Origin of the sequence: Burkholderia sp. Ac-20349 (assembly GCF_017104865.1) — a bacterium.
In the GTDB taxonomy this organism is placed as follows: domain Bacteria; phylum Pseudomonadota; class Gammaproteobacteria; order Burkholderiales; family Burkholderiaceae; genus Burkholderia; species Burkholderia aenigmatica.
On sequence record NZ_JAAGPM010000021.1, the window covers coordinates 1 to 16,588 of the forward strand.

The window sequence follows — 16,588 nt, forward strand, 5'->3', positions numbered from 1 at the left end:
GACCGCGCGGCCCTGCGCGTCGCACAGCAGCACGGGCAGGCAATCCGCGACCATCACGACGCAGACGGCACCCGCCCGGTCGGTGACGCTCGCATCGGCCTGCACCGGCGCCGCAGCGGCGGGCGCCGCTGCGATCACCTCGTCCGCGCGCACGATCTGCGCGCCGTGAACCTGCTCGAGCCAGGCAGCGCTCGACTGGCCTGCCAGCGCGAGCAGACGCGCGCGATTCCCGGCGACATGGGCCGGGTCGTCACCGGTATGCAGACCGAGATTCATCCCGCCCGGCAGCGCGTCTCCGCCCTGCCAGCGCCCGTACGGGCCTTCGCTCAGCCCGCCGTCGCGCGTCGTGATCAGCGCGCGCACGCGCGGCGACACCTGCCAGTCGGGTTGTACGCAGTCCTGCCACGTCAACGGCGCCAGGTTCGTCATCGGCACTCACTCCTCCTCATCGTCCAGGTCCGGCTCGTCATCCTGATACTCGTCGCCGAAATCGTCATCGTCGTAGACACCGTCATCGTCGTCGAATTCCTCGTCGCCCTGCCCGAAGCCGAGCGCCGCGACGAGTGCGTTCATGTCGTCCGGCAGCGGGCAGCGCCATTGCATCGCCTTGCCCGTGACCGGATGCACGAGACCGAGCCGCCACGCATGCAGCGCCTGCCGCGCGAACCCGTCCGGCAGCGGCGTGACCGAGCGCTTGCCACGCGCGCGCCCGTACACGGGATCGCCGAGCAGCGGGTGCCCGGCGTGCGCGCAGTGCACGCGGATCTGGTGCGTGCGACCGGTCTCGAGATCGCACTGGATCGCCGAAACCGGCTGACGTTGCCACAGGCATGTGTCAACCGTGCGGAAATGCGTGCGCGCGGGCTTGCCCGACGCGCCCGTGACGACGGCCATGCGCGTGCGTTCGCGCGGATCGCGGCCGATCGGCGCGTCGATCGTGCCTTCCTCGGGCATCGTGCCCCACACGAGCGCGAAATAGCGGCGCTTCACCGTGCGGGCCTGCAACTGGCGCACGAGGTCCGTCTGTGCGGCCAGCGTGCGCGCCACCACCATCAGGCCCGACGTTTCCTTGTCGAGCCGGTGGACGATCCCTGCGCGCGGCAGGCCGGCCGCCGCGTCGCCGTAGCGATGCAGCAGCCCGTTGAGGATCGTGCCGCTCCAGTTGCCGGCGGCCGGATGCACGACGAGGCCGGCCGGCTTGTTGATCACGACGAGCGCGTCGTCCTCGTAGATCACGTCGAGCGGCACGGGCTCCGGCGTAAAGGCGAGCTGCTCGGGGAGCAGGTCGGGCACGAGCTCGATCTTCGCGCCGAGCGGCACCGGCTGGCGGATCTTGGCCGGCGCGCCGTCGACGAGCACGCGCTGCGCCTCGATCCAGCTCTGCAGGCGGCTGCGCGAGAATTCGGGGAACAGTTGGGCGAGCGCCTTGTCGAGGCGTTCGCCCGCGAGCGACAGCGGCACTTCGACGACGCGCGGCGCCTCATCGACCGCCGCGGACGGCACGACGGGCGGCTGCATTGCGTCGCCGGTCAGATCGTCATCGAGGGAATCCCCCGAGGCAGCGTCGGCGGGCCGATCGCTTGGGCTATAATCTTCGCGATTTGGTGTGCCCGGCTGGGCATTCTGCGAACTTGAACGGGTCATTTAGACTGGGTCACCGAGACTTGAAGCTAGGACATGCGAGCATGATGAATTCGACCAAACGCACGGCCATCACCGTCGCCGCCCGGGCTGCGGCGGTAGCGGCCGCGGCCCTCATCGCCGGCTGCCACGGCTTGCCGCAGAAGCAGGACGAGACGGCTACCTGGTCGAACAACAAATTATACTCAGAGGCCCAGGACGCGCTGTCCGGCGGCGACTGGGGCAAGTGCGCGAAATATTTCGAATCGCTGCAAGGCCGCGATCCGTTCGGCCACTTCGCGCAACAGGCGCAGATCAACGTCGCGTACTGCAACTGGAAGGACAACGAAGCGGCCGCCGCCGACCAGGCCGTCGATCGCTTCATCCAGCTCCACCCCGATCATCCGGATATCCCGTACGCGTACTACCTGAAGGGGATGATCCACTTCAACGACGATCTCGGCCTGTTCGGACGCTTCTCCGGCCAGGACATGAGCGAGCGCGATCCGCAGGCACTGCGCGAATCGTACGATGCGTTCAAGGTCGTCGTCGACCGCTTCCCGAAGAGCAAGTACGCGCCCGACGCCGCCGCGCGGATGCGCTACATCGTCAACGCGCTCGCCTCGCACGAAGTGCACGCGGCCGACTACTACTACCGGCGCGGCGCCTACGTCGCGGCGATCAACCGTGCGCAGCTCGCGATCAAGGACTACAAGGGCGCCCCGGCGATCGAGGACGCGCTGCACATCATGATCCTGTCGTACGGCAAGCTGAACCAGCCGCAACTCGCCGAGGACACGAAGCGCGTGCTCGCAGGCACGTTCCCCGACAGCCCGTACGTCACGGGCCACTCGCGCCCCGGCACGAAGAAGTCGTGGTGGCAGTTCTGACGAACGCACCGTGCAGCCCCCGCTGCACGAACAAAAAACCCGGCCATCGAGCCGGGTTTTTTTATGGGCGCCGCATTCAGGCGGCGCCGGTGCGAGGGCGCGACGATCGCCGCGCGCGCCGTCACGTGCGCTTTGCCGAACGGTGTTCGTCGAAGAAGTCCTGGACGACCGCGATCTCGCGGGTCCGCTTGAACGGCGGCAAGCTCTGCCAGATCCGGCGCCCGTACGGCTTGTCGACGAGCCGCGTGTCGCAGATCATCAGCACGCCGCGATCCGTCTCCGCGCGAATCAACCGGCCCGCGCCCTGCTTCAGCGTGATCACGGCCTGCGGCAACTGGTGCACGGCGAACGGGCTCAGCCCTTTCTTCGTCAGCGCGTCGAGCCGCGCAGCCAGCACCGGATCGTCCGGCGGCGCGAACGGCAGCTTGTCGATCACGACGAGCGACAGCGCATCGCCGCGCACGTCGACGCCTTCCCAGAAACTCTGGCTGCCGACCAGGATCGCGTTGCCGTACGCGCGGAAACGGTCGAGCAGTTCGGTACGGCTCGCATCGCCCTGCACGAGCAGCGGCGTGTTCCAGCCGCGCGATTCGATCACGTCGCGCAGCTTCGACGCGATCCGGTCGACCGCGCGCAGCGTCGTGCACAGCATGAACACGCCGCCACCGGACGCCTCGATCGCCGGCAGCGCGGCGTCGAAGACGGCATCGGTAAATGCCGGCGAAGACGGTTGCGGCAGGTTGCGCGGCACGTACAGCAGCCCTTGCGACTGGTAGTCGAACGGACTGGCGAGCGTCATCGAGCGACGCGAGCTGAGGCCCATCTGCGCCGCGTAGTGCGTGAAATCGCCGCGCACCGACAGCGTGGCCGACGTGAACACCCAGGCACGCGGCACGCCCGCGCGCTGCTTGGCAAAGATCGGCGCGACCGACAGCGGCGTTTCGTGCAGCTGGACGGTATGCGCGAACACTTCGACCCAGCGCACCTTCTCGTTCGGATCGCCGTCGGATGACGCCTTGTCGCCGGCCGCCGCCGCGTCGGCCTTCGCAGCCGCCTCGGTCGCGCCGGGCGCAACCCAGCCGGCCAGCAGGTCCTGCAGTTCGCGTGCGCGCCGCAGGCACGCGCCGAGCGATTCCGCCCGTTCGGCCTGGCTCGCAAGCGCCGACGCCAGCGCGTCGAGCGCCGCCTCGAGCGCGTCGAGCGCGCCGAACATCGGGTGATCGTCGCCGAGCTGGGCGAGCGACATGCGGACGATCTGGTCGTTCGCGAACGCAAGGCGCAAGTCGCGCGCCGCGCGCTCGAGATCGCCGCCGAGCTTCACCCATTCGACCGCGTCGCGCGCATGGCTCAAGCCTTCCGCCACCGTGTCGCGTGCGAGCTCGAGGATCTGCGTCGTCGACAGCGTCTCGCCGAAGAACAGCGTCGCCGTTTCCGGCAGCTGGTGCGCTTCGTCGAAGATGACCGTATTCGCGTTCGGCAGCAGCTCGGCCATCCCCGTATCGCGCAGCATGATGTCCGCGAAGAACAGGTGGTGGTTGACGACGACGACGTCGGCCTGCTGCGCCTCGCGCCGCGCCTGCATCACGAAGCAATCCTTGTAATGCGGGCATTCCTGGCCGAGGCAGTTGTCGCGCGTCGACGTGACCATCGACCACACGGGCGCCGTTTCCGGCACGCTTGCGAGCTCGGCCTTGTCGCCGCTCTTCGTGATCTTCGCGAAACGGACGATTTCCTGCAGATAGGCCGTATCCTGCCGCGACGGCAACCGGCCGTTGTCGGCCGTGCGTTGCAGGTAGTAGTGGCACAGGTAGTTGGCGCGGCCCTTCAGCATCGCGACCGACACCGGCACCGCGAGCGCGTTGCGCACGGTCGGGATATCGCGCTGGAACAGCTGATCCTGCAGGTGTTTCGTGCCGGTCGACACGATCACCTTGCCGCCCCACAGCATCGCGGGCACGAGGTACGCATAGGTCTTGCCGGTACCCGTGCCGGCCTCGACGATCAGCGTATTGTCGCCGGCGTCGCTGTCGGGCTCGGCCGCCGCAGCGGCGTCCGAGCCCGGTTCGGCCGTTTTGTCGCCGTCGCCAAGGCGACGCGCCGGCCGCTTGCGGGTTTCGAAGATCTCGGGCTCGGGCATCCGGCGCGCGGACGCTTCCATCGCGGACGCGACGGCACGCGCCATCTCGATCTGCGACGTACGCGGCCGATAGCCGTCGATCGCACGCGCCAGCAACCCGCCTTCGCCGAAGATCGTGTCGAGTTCGTCGACACGTTTGCGGCTCAGCTCAAAGGTGCCTTCGGGCGCACGAGCACGCCCGGCGGACGACACGTCGCGCCGGGCATCGGGGGTGGCTTCAAGCGGTGAATTCAAGGCAAGCGTTCCTGTGTCCAGCGCCCGGGCGGCGCCGGCGCTTGCCAGGCCGCGCTCAGGCGCGCTTATCCGGTTCCAGCTGCGATTGCAGCAAAATGATTTTGTCCTTGGCCGCCAGCTTTTCCTTCTTCAGCCGGTGCAGCGTGATGTCGTCGATGTCGGAGTGTCCTTCCTTCAGCTCGATCTCCCGAGCGAGCTGCTGGTGCTGCTCCTGCAATGCAGCCAAACGGTTGTGCAATTCCTGCTGCTGTTCCGTGGGACGGTTTTGCATACTTGCCTCCTCATCGAAGCAGCGCGCCGGCTGGCGTGCCAGCGCGCGAGACTGATTCCGGATCAATCCAACACGTTACTGCCCCTGCTGTTGCTTCTGCTGCGCCTTCTCGGTCGCTTCCTTCTGGCGCTGCTCGACATCGGCCTTGTGCTGCACGGCTTCCTTCTGCTTCTGCTCGTAGCGCGCGGCGTTGTCCGCCCGCTCCTGCGCCTTCTGCGCGGCCTGCTGGTGCGCCTGGTCGAGCTTGCGCTGGAAGTCGCCCTGCTTCTGGTCGTATGCCTGCTTGCTCGCCGCGCGCTGCGGCGCCTCCGCCCCGCGCTGCGCCTGCTTCAGCGCATTCTGCTCCTGCTTGTCGCGGAACGCAGCCGCGTTTGCCGCGTCGTTCGCCGCGCGCTGCGGCGCTTCCGCCGCATCCCGTGCCTGCTTCAGCGCCTGCTGCTGGTCGCGCTGCTGCGCGCGCACCGCCCGCTGCTCGTCGTTGAGCGCGAGCTGCTCCTGACGGATGCTCGCCCGCTCGTCGCGCATCTGCTCACGCGCCTTGCCGAGACAGTGATTGACGAAGAACTTGCTGTAGCAATCGTGCTCGGCCACCGCATAACGATAATCGTTTTCCGCGGAGCGTTGATTGAGCACTTTTTGACGGGCGTCGAAATCCGGTGCGGTTGTGGCTGCCATGGGCGCAGCCGCGGCGGCGGCCGGCGCGGTGGCGCCCGAAGCCTGCGCGAACGCGCCGGAAGGCCCCGCAGACAAAGCCGCGGCGAGCGCTGCGCCGAGCGCGACGAGAGAAATTCGGGAAGTTGGCAACGTCGTAGGAAAGCTGCGGGACATGTGTCAAATTCTATCACCCCCGGCTGGGCGCTCCGCCATTTATGGCAAAATGCCCCGCTTCACTCACCCGCGGCATCTGGCCCGTCGGGCCCGCCACGCAGCCCGCCGCTTCGGGCCTGCCGGCCCGCGCCGCGATTTCAGCAGGCAGATCATCCACGACATGACGGAAACCGTAGCACTCAAGATCGTACAGCGCATCGCCACCGAACTGTCCGTCCAGCCGCGCCAGGTCGCGGCGGCCGTGCAACTCCTCGACGAAGGCTCGACCGTTCCGTTCATTGCCCGGTACCGCAAGGAAGTGACCGGCAACCTGGACGACACGCAGTTGCGCCAGCTCGAGGAACGCCTCCTGTATCTGCGCGAACTCGAGGATCGCCGCGCGACGATCCTGGCGAGCATCGACGAACAGGGCAAGCTGACCGACGAACTGCGCGCCGCGATCGACGCGGCCGACAGCAAGCAGGTGCTCGAAGACCTTTATCTGCCGTACAAGCCGAAGCGCCGCACGCGTGCGCAGATCGCCCGCGAGGCCGGCCTCGAGCCGCTCGCCCAGGCGCTCCTCGCGAACCCGCTGCTCGACCCGCAGGCCGAGGCAGCCGCGTACGTCGACGCCGAGAAAGGCGTCGCCGACGTGAAGGCCGCGCTCGACGGCGCGCGCGACATCCTGTCCGAACAGTTCGGCGAGACGGCCGAGCTGCTCGGCAAGCTGCGCGACTACCTGCACAACCAGGGTGTCGTGTCGTCGGCCGTCGTCGAGGGCAAGGAAAACGAGGAAGGCGAGAAATTCCGCGACTATTACGACTACGCGGAAACGATCAAGACCGTGCCGTCGCACCGCGCCCTCGCGTTGTTCCGTGGCCGCAATGCCGGCGTGCTGACCGTCAAGCTCGGCCTCGGCGAAGAGCTCGACGCACAGGTGCCGCATCCCGGCGAGGCGATGATCGCGCGCCATTTCGGCATCGCGAACCAGAACCGTCCGGCCGACAAGTGGCTGTCCGACGTGTGCCGCTGGTGCTGGCGCGTGAAGGTGCAGCCGCACATCGAGAACGAGCTGCTCACGCAACTGCGCGAAACGGCCGAAACGGAAGCGATCCGCGTGTTCGCACGCAACCTGAACGACCTGCTGCTGGCCGCGCCGGCTGGCCCGAAGGCCGTGATCGGTCTCGACCCCGGCCTGCGCACGGGCGTGAAGGTCGCGGTCGTCGACCGCACCGGCAAGGTGCTCGCGACCGACACGATCTACCCGCACGAGCCGCGCCGCGACTGGGACGGCTCGATCGCGAAACTCGCCCGCATCGCCGCGCAGACGCAGGCCGAGCTGATCAGCATCGGCAATGGCACCGCGTCGCGCGAAACCGACAAGCTCGCGAGCGAACTGATCGCGAAACACCCGGAACTGCGCCTGCAGAAGATCGTCGTGTCGGAAGCCGGCGCGTCGGTCTACTCGGCGTCCGAACTCGCCGCGAAGGAATTCCCGGAGCTCGACGTGTCGCTGCGCGGCGCCGTGTCGATCGCACGCCGCCTGCAGGACCCGCTCGCCGAGCTCGTGAAGATCGAGCCGAAGGCGATCGGCGTCGGCCAGTACCAGCACGACGTGAACCAGCGCGAACTCGCCCGCTCGCTCGACGCGGTCGTCGAGGATTGCGTGAACGCGGTCGGCGTCGACGCGAACACGGCGTCGGCCCCGCTGCTCGCCCGCGTATCGGGCCTGAACGCGACGCTCGCGCGCAACATCGTCGACTACCGCGATGCGAACGGCCCGTTCCCGTCGCGCGAGCACCTGCGCAAGGTGCCGCGCCTCGGCGACAAGACCTTTGAACAGGCCGCCGGCTTCCTGCGCATCAACGGCGGCGAGAATCCGCTCGACCGCTCGTCGGTGCACCCGGAAGCGTATCCGGTCGTCGAACGGATGCTCGCGAAGATCAGCAAGCGCATCGACGACGTGCTCGGCAACCGCGAAGCGCTGTCGGGCCTGTCCCCGACGGAATTTGTTGACGAACGTTTCGGCCTGCCGACCGTACGCGACATCCTGTCCGAACTGGAGAAGCCGGGTCGCGATCCGCGCCCCGAATTCAAGACCGCAACGTTCCGCGAAGGCGTCGAGAAGGTGTCGGATCTCGTGCCGGGCATGACGCTCGAAGGCGTCGTGACGAACGTCGCCGCGTTCGGCGCGTTCGTGGACATCGGCGTCCACCAGGACGGCCTCGTCCACGTGTCCGCGATGTCGACGAAGTTCATCAAGGACCCGCACGAAGTCGTGAAGGCCGGCCAGGTCGTCAAGGTGAAGGTGATCGACGTCGACGTGAAGCGCCAGCGCATCGCGCTGACGATGCGCCTCGACGACGACGCGGCAGCACCCGGCATGTCGTCGCGCGGCGGCCAGGATCGCGGCAACGCGGGGCGCGGCGCCGCCCGCCCGCAGCGTTCGCGCGAGCCGGAACCGGCCGGCGCGATGGCTGCGGCGTTCGCGAAGCTGAAGCGCTGAGCACGCGCAAGCTTTCGCGACGTACAAAAAAGCCCGCCGAAAGGCGGGCTTTTTTATGGCTGCGGCGAACACGGTGCGCGGCCGGACGGCCCGCGCACCACACCGCGCATCAGATCTCGATCTTCGTCCCGAGCTCGACCACGCGGTTCGCCGGGATCGAGAAGAAGTCGGTCGGCTTCGCGGCATTCTGGTGCATCCACGCGAACACGCGCTCGCGCCAGATCGACATCCCGGGCAGATGCGTCGGCACGACCGTTTCGCGCGCGAGGAAGAACGACGTATCCATCAGCTCGAACGTCATGTCGTGCGTGCGGCCGAATTCCTCGAGCACCGCCTTCACGTCCGGCGTCTCGTTGAAGCCGTACTCCGCCTTGACGATGTACAGCCCGCCGCCCGCATCGCGCGAGGTCTGGCGCTTGTCGTCGCGCACGTAAGGAATGTCGCGCGTGACGAACGTGAGGAAAATGGTTCGCTCGTGCAGCACCTTGTTGTGCTTCAGGTTGTGCAGCAGGCTGACGGGCACGAGCTTGTCGTTGCCGGTCAGGTAAATCGCGGTGCCCGACACACGGTGCGGCGGGTGCGCGAGCAGCCCCTGCAGGAACGGCTCGAGCGGGATACCGTCGGCCGCCGTGCGCTCCTTGACGATGTGACGCCCCTTGTACCAGGTCATCAGCAGGAAGAACAGCAGCGCGCCGATGCCGAGCGGCAGCCAGCCGCCCTGCGCGACCTTCAGCAGGTTCGCGCCGAAGAAGCCGAGGTCGACCGCGAGGAACACCGCGATGATCGCGCCGACCAGCAGCCGGTTCCAGTTCCACACCTTCACCATCACGACCGCGGCGAGCACGGTCGTGATCACCATCGTCGCCGTCACCGCAATGCCGTACGCGGCCGCGAGGTTGTCGGAGCTCTTGAAGCCGATGACGATGCAGAGGATCACGAACAGCAGCAGCCAGTTCACGACCGGCACGTAGATCTGGCCGATCGCGAGTTCCGACGTATGCAGCACCTTCATGCGCGGCACGTAGCCGAGCTGGATAGCCTGCGACGTCAGCGAATACGCGCCCGAGATCACCGCCTGCGACGCAATGACGGTCGCGACCGTCGACAGCACGACGAGCGGCAGCAGCCCCCATTCGGGTGCCAGCAGGAAGAACGGGTTCTCGATCGCCTTCGGGTTCTGGATCAGCAGCGCGCCCTGGCCGAAGTAGTTCAGCACGAGCGACGGCATCACGAGCCCGTAGGCAGCGATGCGGATCGGCTTCGCGCCGAAGTGGCCCATGTCGGCGTAGAGCGCTTCCGCGCCGGTCAGCACCAGCACGACCGAGCCGAGCACGACGTAGGCCTGCAGCAGGTGATCGGCCATGAACGACGCCGCGTAATACGGGTTGATGGCCGCCATGATGCCCGGCACCTGCGCGATGTGATACACACCGAGCGCCGCGATCACGACGAACCACACCACCATGATCGGGCCGAACAGCTTGCCGACCAGTGCGGTGCCGTGACGCTGGATCCAGAACAGCGCGATCAGGATCACGATCGTGATCGGCAGTACGAGGTGGGACAGGTGCGGCGTCGCGATTTCGAGACCCTCGACCGCCGACATCACCGAGATCGCCGGTGTGATCACCGCGTCGCCGTAGAACATGCAGGCGCCGAAGATGCCGAGCGCCATCAGTGCGCCCGTCACACGGGATTTCGAGTTGAGCGGCCGCAACGACAGCGCCATCAGCGCGAGCACGCCGCCTTCGCCGTTGTTGTCGGCCCGCATCACGAACAGCAGGTACTTGATGCCGACCACCAGGATGATTGCCCAGAACAGCAGCGAGATCACGCCGAGAATCGATCCTTCGGTGAGCGGAATGCCGTGTGCGGGGCTGAACGCCTCCTTGAGCGAATACAGCGGGCTGGTGCCGATGTCGCCGAACACGACGCCGATGGCTGCTATCGCTAGCGCCCGCATCGAGTGTTGTTGCGTCGAATGCGGCGCGTGTGCTGCGTCGGTCGCTTGGATCGTGTCGTTCATATGAAGCGTAATAATCGGGTCCGGGTCGGACAAAACGAGCGCTATTCTACTCGCGCCCCCGTGAAACGCCGCCCTGCTCTGTTGCCGTGGAACCACGTAATCGACGCTGCGCATGCAATCCGGCGCAAGCTGTGGCAGGGCTGCCAATCATAGCCGCGGCAGCGCCGTCTGCCTACCGGATCCGCGGCGCGCGCAGCGCCGGCGCGCATGTCGCCCCAATGAAAAACGGCGCCGCAAGCGGCGCCGTACAAGGCTTTCCTTCGATCGGCCGGCCGCTTACGCGCCCGAACCGTCGCGCTGTGCGCGACCGCGCTTGATCCACGCCTCGAGGTTGTGCGGGCGAACCGTGTCCCACTCCTCGAACGGCTGATGAATCCACGGATTCGTCGGCAGAAACTGCGTGTGATAGTCGGGCTTGACCTTCGAGCACCCCTTGTACCAGAGCACGGCCGAGCGCACGGCCGTCACCGACGGATAACGCTCCTTCAGGTGCTCCTGCACGCGCGCAAGCGTGACGCCCGAATCGACGAGATCGTCGACCAGCAGCACGTTGCCCGCCAGGTTGCCGCGCGTCATCGTGATGTACTGCGCGATGTCGAGATCGCCCTGCTCCGTGCCGGCCGCTTCCCGGTACGAACTCGTCGCGAGAATCGCGAGCGGCACGTCGTAGATGCGCGACAGTTGATCGCCGACACGCAGGCCACCGCGCGCGAGGCACAGGATCTGGTCGAACTTCCAGCCCGATGCATGAACCTGGAGCGCGAGCAGCTCGATGAGACGGTGATACTCGTCCCAGCCTACCCACAGGTTCTTGTCGTCGTTGCGCGGATCAGTCATCAAGTCTGCCGCCGTCATCGTGATTTGCTGCGTCATCTGGAAATTACACCTTGAACGGATGGCGGAGCAGGATCGTTTCGTCGCGGTCCGGGCCCGTCGACACCATGTCGACCGGCACGCCAGCCACTTCCTGGACGCGGGTCAGGTAAGCCTGCGCATTCGCCGGCAGTGCTTCCCACGTCTTGATGCCGACCGTGCTTTCCTTCCAGCCTGCAAACGTTTCGTAGACGGGCTCGCAACGCGCCACGTCGGCGGCACCGCGCGGCAGGATGTCCGCATCCTTGCCGTCGATCTTGTAGCCGACGCACAGCTTGACTTCGTCGAGGCCGTCGAGCACGTCGAGCTTCGTCATGCACAGGCCCGACACGCCGTTGATCTGGATCGAGCGGCGCAGCGCGGCCGCGTCGAGCCAGCCCGTGCGGCGCGGACGGCCGGTGACCGAACCGAATTCCTTGCCGACGTTCGCGAGCGTGACGCCGACCTGCTCCTGACGCTGCGGATTGTCCGCATCGTAGAGTTCGCTCGGGAACGGGCCCGAGCCGACGCGCGTGCAATAGGCCTTCGTGATGCCGAGGATGTAGTTGAGCTTCTGCGGACCGACGCCTGCGCCGGCCGACGCCGCACCTGCGACGCAGTTGCTCGACGTGACGAACGGATAGGTGCCGTGATCGATGTCGAGCAGCGTGCCTTGCGCGCCTTCGAACAGCAGGTTCTGGCCCGCATTGTTCGCGTCGTACAGGCGGCGCGACACGTCGGCCACCATCGGCTTCAGGCGATCGGCATAGCCAAGCATCGTGTCGAGCGTGGCCTGGAAATCGACGGCCGCGGCGCCCAGGTACTGGGTCAGCACGAAGTTGTGGAAATCGAGGTTTTCGCGCAGGCGGTCGGCGAAGGTCTTCGCGTCGAACAGGTCCTGCACGCGCAGCGCGCGGCGGCCGACCTTGTCTTCGTACGCGGGGCCGATGCCGCGGCCCGTCGTGCCGATCTTGCCCGCGCCCTTGCGCGCTTCGCGCGCCTGGTCGATCGCGATGTGGTACGGCAGGATCAGCGTCGTGGCTTCGGAAATGAACAGACGGTCGCGCACGTTCACGCCGGCTTCTTCCAGCTCGCCGATTTCCTTGAACAGTGCTTCGGGGGACAGGACGACGCCGTTGCCGATGTAGCAGGCGACGCCTTCACGCATGATGCCCGACGGAATGAGGCGCAAGATCGTTTTCTTGCCGCCGATGATGAGGGTGTGGCCGGCGTTGTGACCGCCCTGGAAACGCACGACGCCCTGAGCGTGGTCCGTCAGCCAGTCGACGATCTTGCCCTTGCCTTCATCACCCCATTGCGTTCCCACGACGACGACATTGCGCCCGGGAGTCACGTTCACTGCGCTGGCAGACATGTTGATTCGTTAGCTGGTTAAAAACGTATTCTACCTATGTTCGCGGGCGATTCCGAATTTTTCCGTTTCGCTTCAACGATATGCACGCCGAAGCACGTCCCGCGAACGCCTGTTTATCGGGGTTCGACCACCCATGCACCGTTGCGCTCGACGAGCGAACGGTCGCAGGCAAACTCGTCGAGCACATGATCGTGGCCCGGCAGCGCCTGGATCACGACTTCGCCCGCATCGCGCAACGCCGCAACGGCCGTGCTCAGTGCGTCGTCCTGTGCCCACGGCGCGAGAATCGCGGTGCCGCGCGCCTCGACCGGCGAGATCCGCGCAAGCTCGCGCAGGTCGAGCGAGAAGCCCGTAGCCGGACGGGCACGGCCGTACGCCTGGCCGACGTGGTCGTACCGGCCGCCCCGCGCGATCGCGTTCGGCACGCCGTCGATGTAGGCGCTGAACATCGCACCGCTGTGGTACGCGTAGCCGCGCAGGTCGCCGAGATCGATCGCCACTTCGACACCCTTCGCCTGCGCCGCGAGCTGCGCCAGATCGTCGAGCGCCCGCGTGATTTCGGGCAGCACCGGCAACCGCGCGCGCGCCTCGGCGAGCACGCTCGCATCGCCATAGAGATGCGGCAGCGCGCGCAGCGCGGCGCGCGTATCGGCGCCGAGATCGTCGGTGAGTTCGTTCAGCAGCGGCACGTCCTTGCCCGACAGCGCGTCGTACAGCGACTCGCCGCGCTCGGCAGCCTGCGCGTCGCGCGCCAGCAGTGCCGCGAGCACACCCGCGTGGCCGAGGTCGAGACGGATGCGCGACAGCCCCGCGAGATGCAGCGCGTCGAGCATCAGTTGCTGGATCTCGAGGTCGGCTTCCAGCCCGCCATGCCCGTAGATTTCGGCGCCGATCTGGATCTGCTCGCGCGTTGCGTGCAGGCCGCGCGGACGCGTATGCATCACGTGGCCCGCATAGCAGAGGCGCGTCACGCCCTGACGGTTCAACAGGTGCGCGTCGATCCGCGCGACCTGCGGCGTGATGTCGGCGCGCAGGCCGAGCGTGCGGCCCGACATCTGGTCGACCAGCTTGAAGGTGCGCAGGCGCAAGTCGGCGCCGCCGCTCGTCAGCAGCGACTCGAGATACTCGAGCAGCGGCGGCATCACCATTTCGTAGCCGTACGAACGGAAGCGGTCGAGCAGCCTGCGGCGCAGCTCCTCGATCTTGCGCGCTTCCGACGGCAGTACGTCGGCGATATTCTCGGGAAGTAACCAGGTCGACATCGGTACGGTCCTACGACGGGAAACAGCGCGCGACACGCGCGCCGCGATGTGAATCGGAAATTCTGAATTCGGGCGGGACGAACGGCGGATGCGCCGTCCGGATCGGGTGTCCGGTCAGGTCGCGAGCAGCAGCAGTACGAGCCCGAGCACCATCACGATCAGCCCGCCGATCCGGATATGATGCGGCGGCCGCTCAGCTATTCTACGAAACGTGTCGCGCCAGGCGACGGGAAACACGAAGGGGAACGCCCCCTCGATGATCAGCATCAGCGCTACTGCGAGCAACAACGAGCCAGCCAGGTCCATGCGAGCGACGGCGCCGCTCGACGCGGCGCCCCAAGGTCAGTGTTTGCGGGGAGCAGGCGCCGCCGGTGCGGCACCGCCCGTCGGGCTGCGCATGAAGCGGAAGAACTCGCTGTCGGGATCGACGACGATGATGTCGTTGCGCTTGAACGTGTTCCGGTAAGCCTGCAGGCTCGCGTAGAACTGATAGAACTGCGGATCGCGGCCGAACGCGTCGGCGGCAATCGTCGCAGCCTTCGCATCGCCCTCGCCCTTGATCGTCTGCGCGGACTTGTACGCGTTCGCGAGCACGGCCTGCTGTTCGCGTTCGGCATCGGCCTTGATCTGCTCGACGTCGGCCGCGCCTTGCGCACGCACCTGCGCCGCCTGATCGCGCAGTGCGCCGATCATCCGCTGATAGACGGCATCGGTCTGCGCGGCGGGCAAGTCGACGCGCATCAGCTGGACGTCGACCACGTCGACGCCGAACCCGGACGCCTTCGCCTTCACTTCGTCGCGGGCCGCATCGGCGATCGCACGCTGGCCGCCGAGCGCGTCGTCGAGCGCGCGCTTGCCGAACGCGTCGCCGAGTGCGCTCTTCAGCGCGCCGGCCAGACGTTCGCCGGCTGCCGCCGGGTCGCCACCCGTCGCCGTGAAATACTTCATCGGATCGCTGATCCGGTATTTCACCGCATAGGCGACGAGCAGGTCGTGCTTGTCTTCCGTTGCCAGTTGCAGCGGATCCGACGACTCGAGCGATTGCAGGCGCGTGTCGATCAGCGTGGCCGTCTGCAGCGGCGGCGGCAACTTGAAATGGATGCCCGGGCCAGCCAGCTCGGGCTGCGCGCCGTCGCGCCCCGACAGCACGGCCGTGTGGCGCGGATCGACGGTAAGGACGGTCGACGATGCCGCGAAGGCAACGATCACGATTGCGACGACGAGCGCAATGATTCGGTTCATGTTCTGCGCTCCCCGTTACTTCAGATCGTCTTCGCGCGACCGGCTGCGAAACGCTTCGCGCGATCGCAGCACGTCGTTGCCCGACGCTGCCGACGCCGCACTCGCGGGTGCCGCTGCAGCCGGCGCGACGGCCGCCGGCGCCGACGCCGCATCGGGCACGGCTGCGCCAGTGGACGCCGCGGCGTTTTGCCGCCCCTGCTCGACGAGCTTGTCGAGCGGCAGATACACGACGCTGTTGCCGCCCTTGTTGCCGACGAACACCTTCGTCGAGTTCGAATAGATTTCCTGCATCGTCTCGAGATACATCCGCTCGCGGATCACCGCGGGCGCCTTCGAGTACTGCGCATAGACCTGCTTGAAGCGATCGGCATCGCCTTCGGCTTCCGTGACCACGCGATCGGCATACGCCTTCGCTTCGTCGACGAGCTTCGCGGCATCGCCCTGCGCCTTCGGCAGCAGGTCGCTTGCATATGCCTGTGCAGCACGCTTCGCGGCCTCGCGCTCGTCGCGCGCCTTCGCGACTTCGCCGTACGCGGCCTGCGTCTGCTCGGGCGCCGCCACGCTCTGCATCGTGACGGCCGTCACCTCGAGCCCCGACTGGTAGCGATCGAGATCGCGCTGGATCGCGGTGGACAGCTGCTCGCGCAGCGCATCACGATCCTGGTTCAGCACGTCGGCCGCGCTGCGCGTACCGACGATCGCACGCACCGCGGCCTGGGCGGCCTGCGAGACGCTGCGCTCGGGATCGACGCTGCGGAACAGGTAATCGGTCGCGGAACGGATCCGGTACTGGACGATGAAACGCACGTCGACGATATCGGCATCGCGCGTCAGCATCGCCGCTTCCTTCACGTTCGCGAGACGCACGACGTTGTTGCGGCCGATCTCGATCGAGCGGACCTGCGACGTATCGACGATCTCATGCGACGCGAACGGATACGGCGCGCGCCAGTGCACGCCCTGACCGACCGTGCCCGACAGCTTGCCGAGTTGCAGCACGACGCCCGTCTGGCCGTCCTGCACGACGAACAGCCCGCTGCCCGCGTAGACCGCGACCAGCACGCCGATCACGATGCCGACGCCGACTCGCGCGGCTCGCCCGTTGTCAGGACGGAAACCGTTGCCGCCCTTGCCGCCGAACAGGCCGTTCAGGCGTCGGTTGAAGTTGCGCCACATCTCGTCGAGATCGGGCGGGCCATCGCCGTCGCCGCCTTGCGGCCGCTTCGATTCGTTCGCACGGGGACGGGATCCATCCTTGCCATTGCCTTCGCCGCGTCCCCAGCGGGGATCGTTGATCGACAGCAAGGCGCGCATCCGCCGCCAGGTACTCCGCTCGTTGTATTCGTTCACCAGAGTTTGTTCACCA

Annotated in this window: 14 protein-coding genes; 2 read left to right on the forward strand and 12 right to left on the reverse strand. The window is 67.1% G+C overall.

The window, feature by feature from the left end; translation table 11 throughout:
* Together G3N61_RS10370 and G3N61_RS10375 are read right to left on the reverse strand one after the other, a co-directional pair.
* A partial coding sequence (locus tag G3N61_RS10370; protein ID WP_205822347.1) for a laccase domain-containing protein occupies positions 1–429 on the reverse strand: 429 nt, incomplete at its 3' end.
* Between the two features lie 6 nt (positions 430–435).
* The gene (locus tag G3N61_RS10375; RefSeq protein WP_043188317.1) at positions 436–1,644 is read right to left on the reverse strand and encodes an RluA family pseudouridine synthase; all 1,209 of its coding nucleotides are present in this window, start codon (positions 1,642–1,644) and stop codon (positions 436–438) included.
* Between the two features lie 41 nt (positions 1,645–1,685).
* Here G3N61_RS10375 and G3N61_RS10380 point away from each other — a divergent pair, with 41 nt between their 5' ends.
* A complete protein-coding gene (locus G3N61_RS10380) occupies positions 1,686–2,510 on the forward strand; it encodes an outer membrane protein assembly factor BamD (RefSeq protein ID WP_043188314.1) in 825 nt (274 codons plus the stop codon).
* Between the two features lie 121 nt (positions 2,511–2,631).
* Here G3N61_RS10380 and G3N61_RS10385 read toward each other — a convergent pair whose 3' ends face one another.
* The 3 genes from G3N61_RS10385 to G3N61_RS10395 all read right to left on the reverse strand — a co-directional run bounded on the left by G3N61_RS10385 (position 2,632) and on the right by G3N61_RS10395 (position 5,980).
* Positions 2,632–4,881 (reverse strand): ATP-dependent DNA helicase, encoded by a 2,250-nt coding sequence (locus G3N61_RS10385; protein WP_205822348.1) that lies wholly within the window; start codon positions 4,879–4,881, stop codon positions 2,632–2,634.
* 55 nt (positions 4,882–4,936) lie between these two features.
* Positions 4,937–5,152, reverse strand: a complete 216-nt coding sequence (locus G3N61_RS10390; RefSeq protein WP_006755091.1) for a YdcH family protein — start codon at positions 5,150–5,152, stop codon at positions 4,937–4,939.
* 75 nt (positions 5,153–5,227) lie between these two features.
* Positions 5,228–5,980, reverse strand: a complete 753-nt coding sequence (locus tag G3N61_RS10395; protein WP_205822349.1) for a hypothetical protein — start codon at positions 5,978–5,980, stop codon at positions 5,228–5,230.
* Between the two features lie 160 nt (positions 5,981–6,140).
* On the opposite strand from G3N61_RS10395, the gene G3N61_RS10400 reads away from it, so the two are divergent.
* Positions 6,141–8,465 (forward strand): Tex family protein, encoded by a 2,325-nt coding sequence (locus G3N61_RS10400; RefSeq protein WP_043188308.1) that lies wholly within the window; start codon positions 6,141–6,143, stop codon positions 8,463–8,465.
* 109 nt (positions 8,466–8,574) lie between these two features.
* On the opposite strand, the gene G3N61_RS10405 is transcribed toward G3N61_RS10400, so the two are convergent.
* The 7 genes from G3N61_RS10405 to hflK all read right to left on the reverse strand — a co-directional run bounded on the left by G3N61_RS10405 (position 8,575) and on the right by hflK (position 16,572).
* Entirely contained in the window at positions 8,575–10,491 is a 1,917-nt protein-coding gene (locus tag G3N61_RS10405) for a potassium transporter Kup (RefSeq protein WP_205822350.1), read from the reverse strand.
* A 276-nt stretch (positions 10,492–10,767) separates the two neighbouring features.
* The gene (locus G3N61_RS10410; RefSeq protein ID WP_011352251.1) at positions 10,768–11,364 is read right to left on the reverse strand and encodes a phosphoribosyltransferase; all 597 of its coding nucleotides are present in this window, start codon (positions 11,362–11,364) and stop codon (positions 10,768–10,770) included.
* Between the two features lie 7 nt (positions 11,365–11,371).
* Entirely contained in the window at positions 11,372–12,718 is a 1,347-nt protein-coding gene (locus tag G3N61_RS10415; RefSeq protein WP_043188303.1) for an adenylosuccinate synthase, read from the reverse strand.
* Positions 12,719–12,831: 113 nt separating this feature from the next.
* The gene (locus G3N61_RS10420) at positions 12,832–13,980 is read right to left on the reverse strand and encodes an ATP phosphoribosyltransferase regulatory subunit (protein ID WP_043188302.1); all 1,149 of its coding nucleotides are present in this window, start codon (positions 13,978–13,980) and stop codon (positions 12,832–12,834) included.
* A gap of 114 nt (positions 13,981–14,094) precedes the next feature.
* Complete coding sequence (locus G3N61_RS10425) at positions 14,095–14,286, reverse strand: DUF2065 domain-containing protein (RefSeq protein WP_006478685.1); 192 nt, start codon at positions 14,284–14,286, stop codon at positions 14,095–14,097.
* A gap of 36 nt (positions 14,287–14,322) precedes the next feature.
* Positions 14,323–15,222 (reverse strand): protease modulator HflC, encoded by a 900-nt coding sequence (locus G3N61_RS10430; protein WP_089450608.1) that lies wholly within the window; start codon positions 15,220–15,222, stop codon positions 14,323–14,325.
* A gap of 15 nt (positions 15,223–15,237) precedes the next feature.
* Positions 15,238–16,572, reverse strand: coding sequence for an FtsH protease activity modulator HflK (gene hflK / locus G3N61_RS10435; RefSeq protein WP_089450609.1), 1,335 nt, complete (start codon positions 16,570–16,572; stop codon positions 15,238–15,240).
* Positions 16,573–16,588 lie beyond the last annotated feature (16 nt).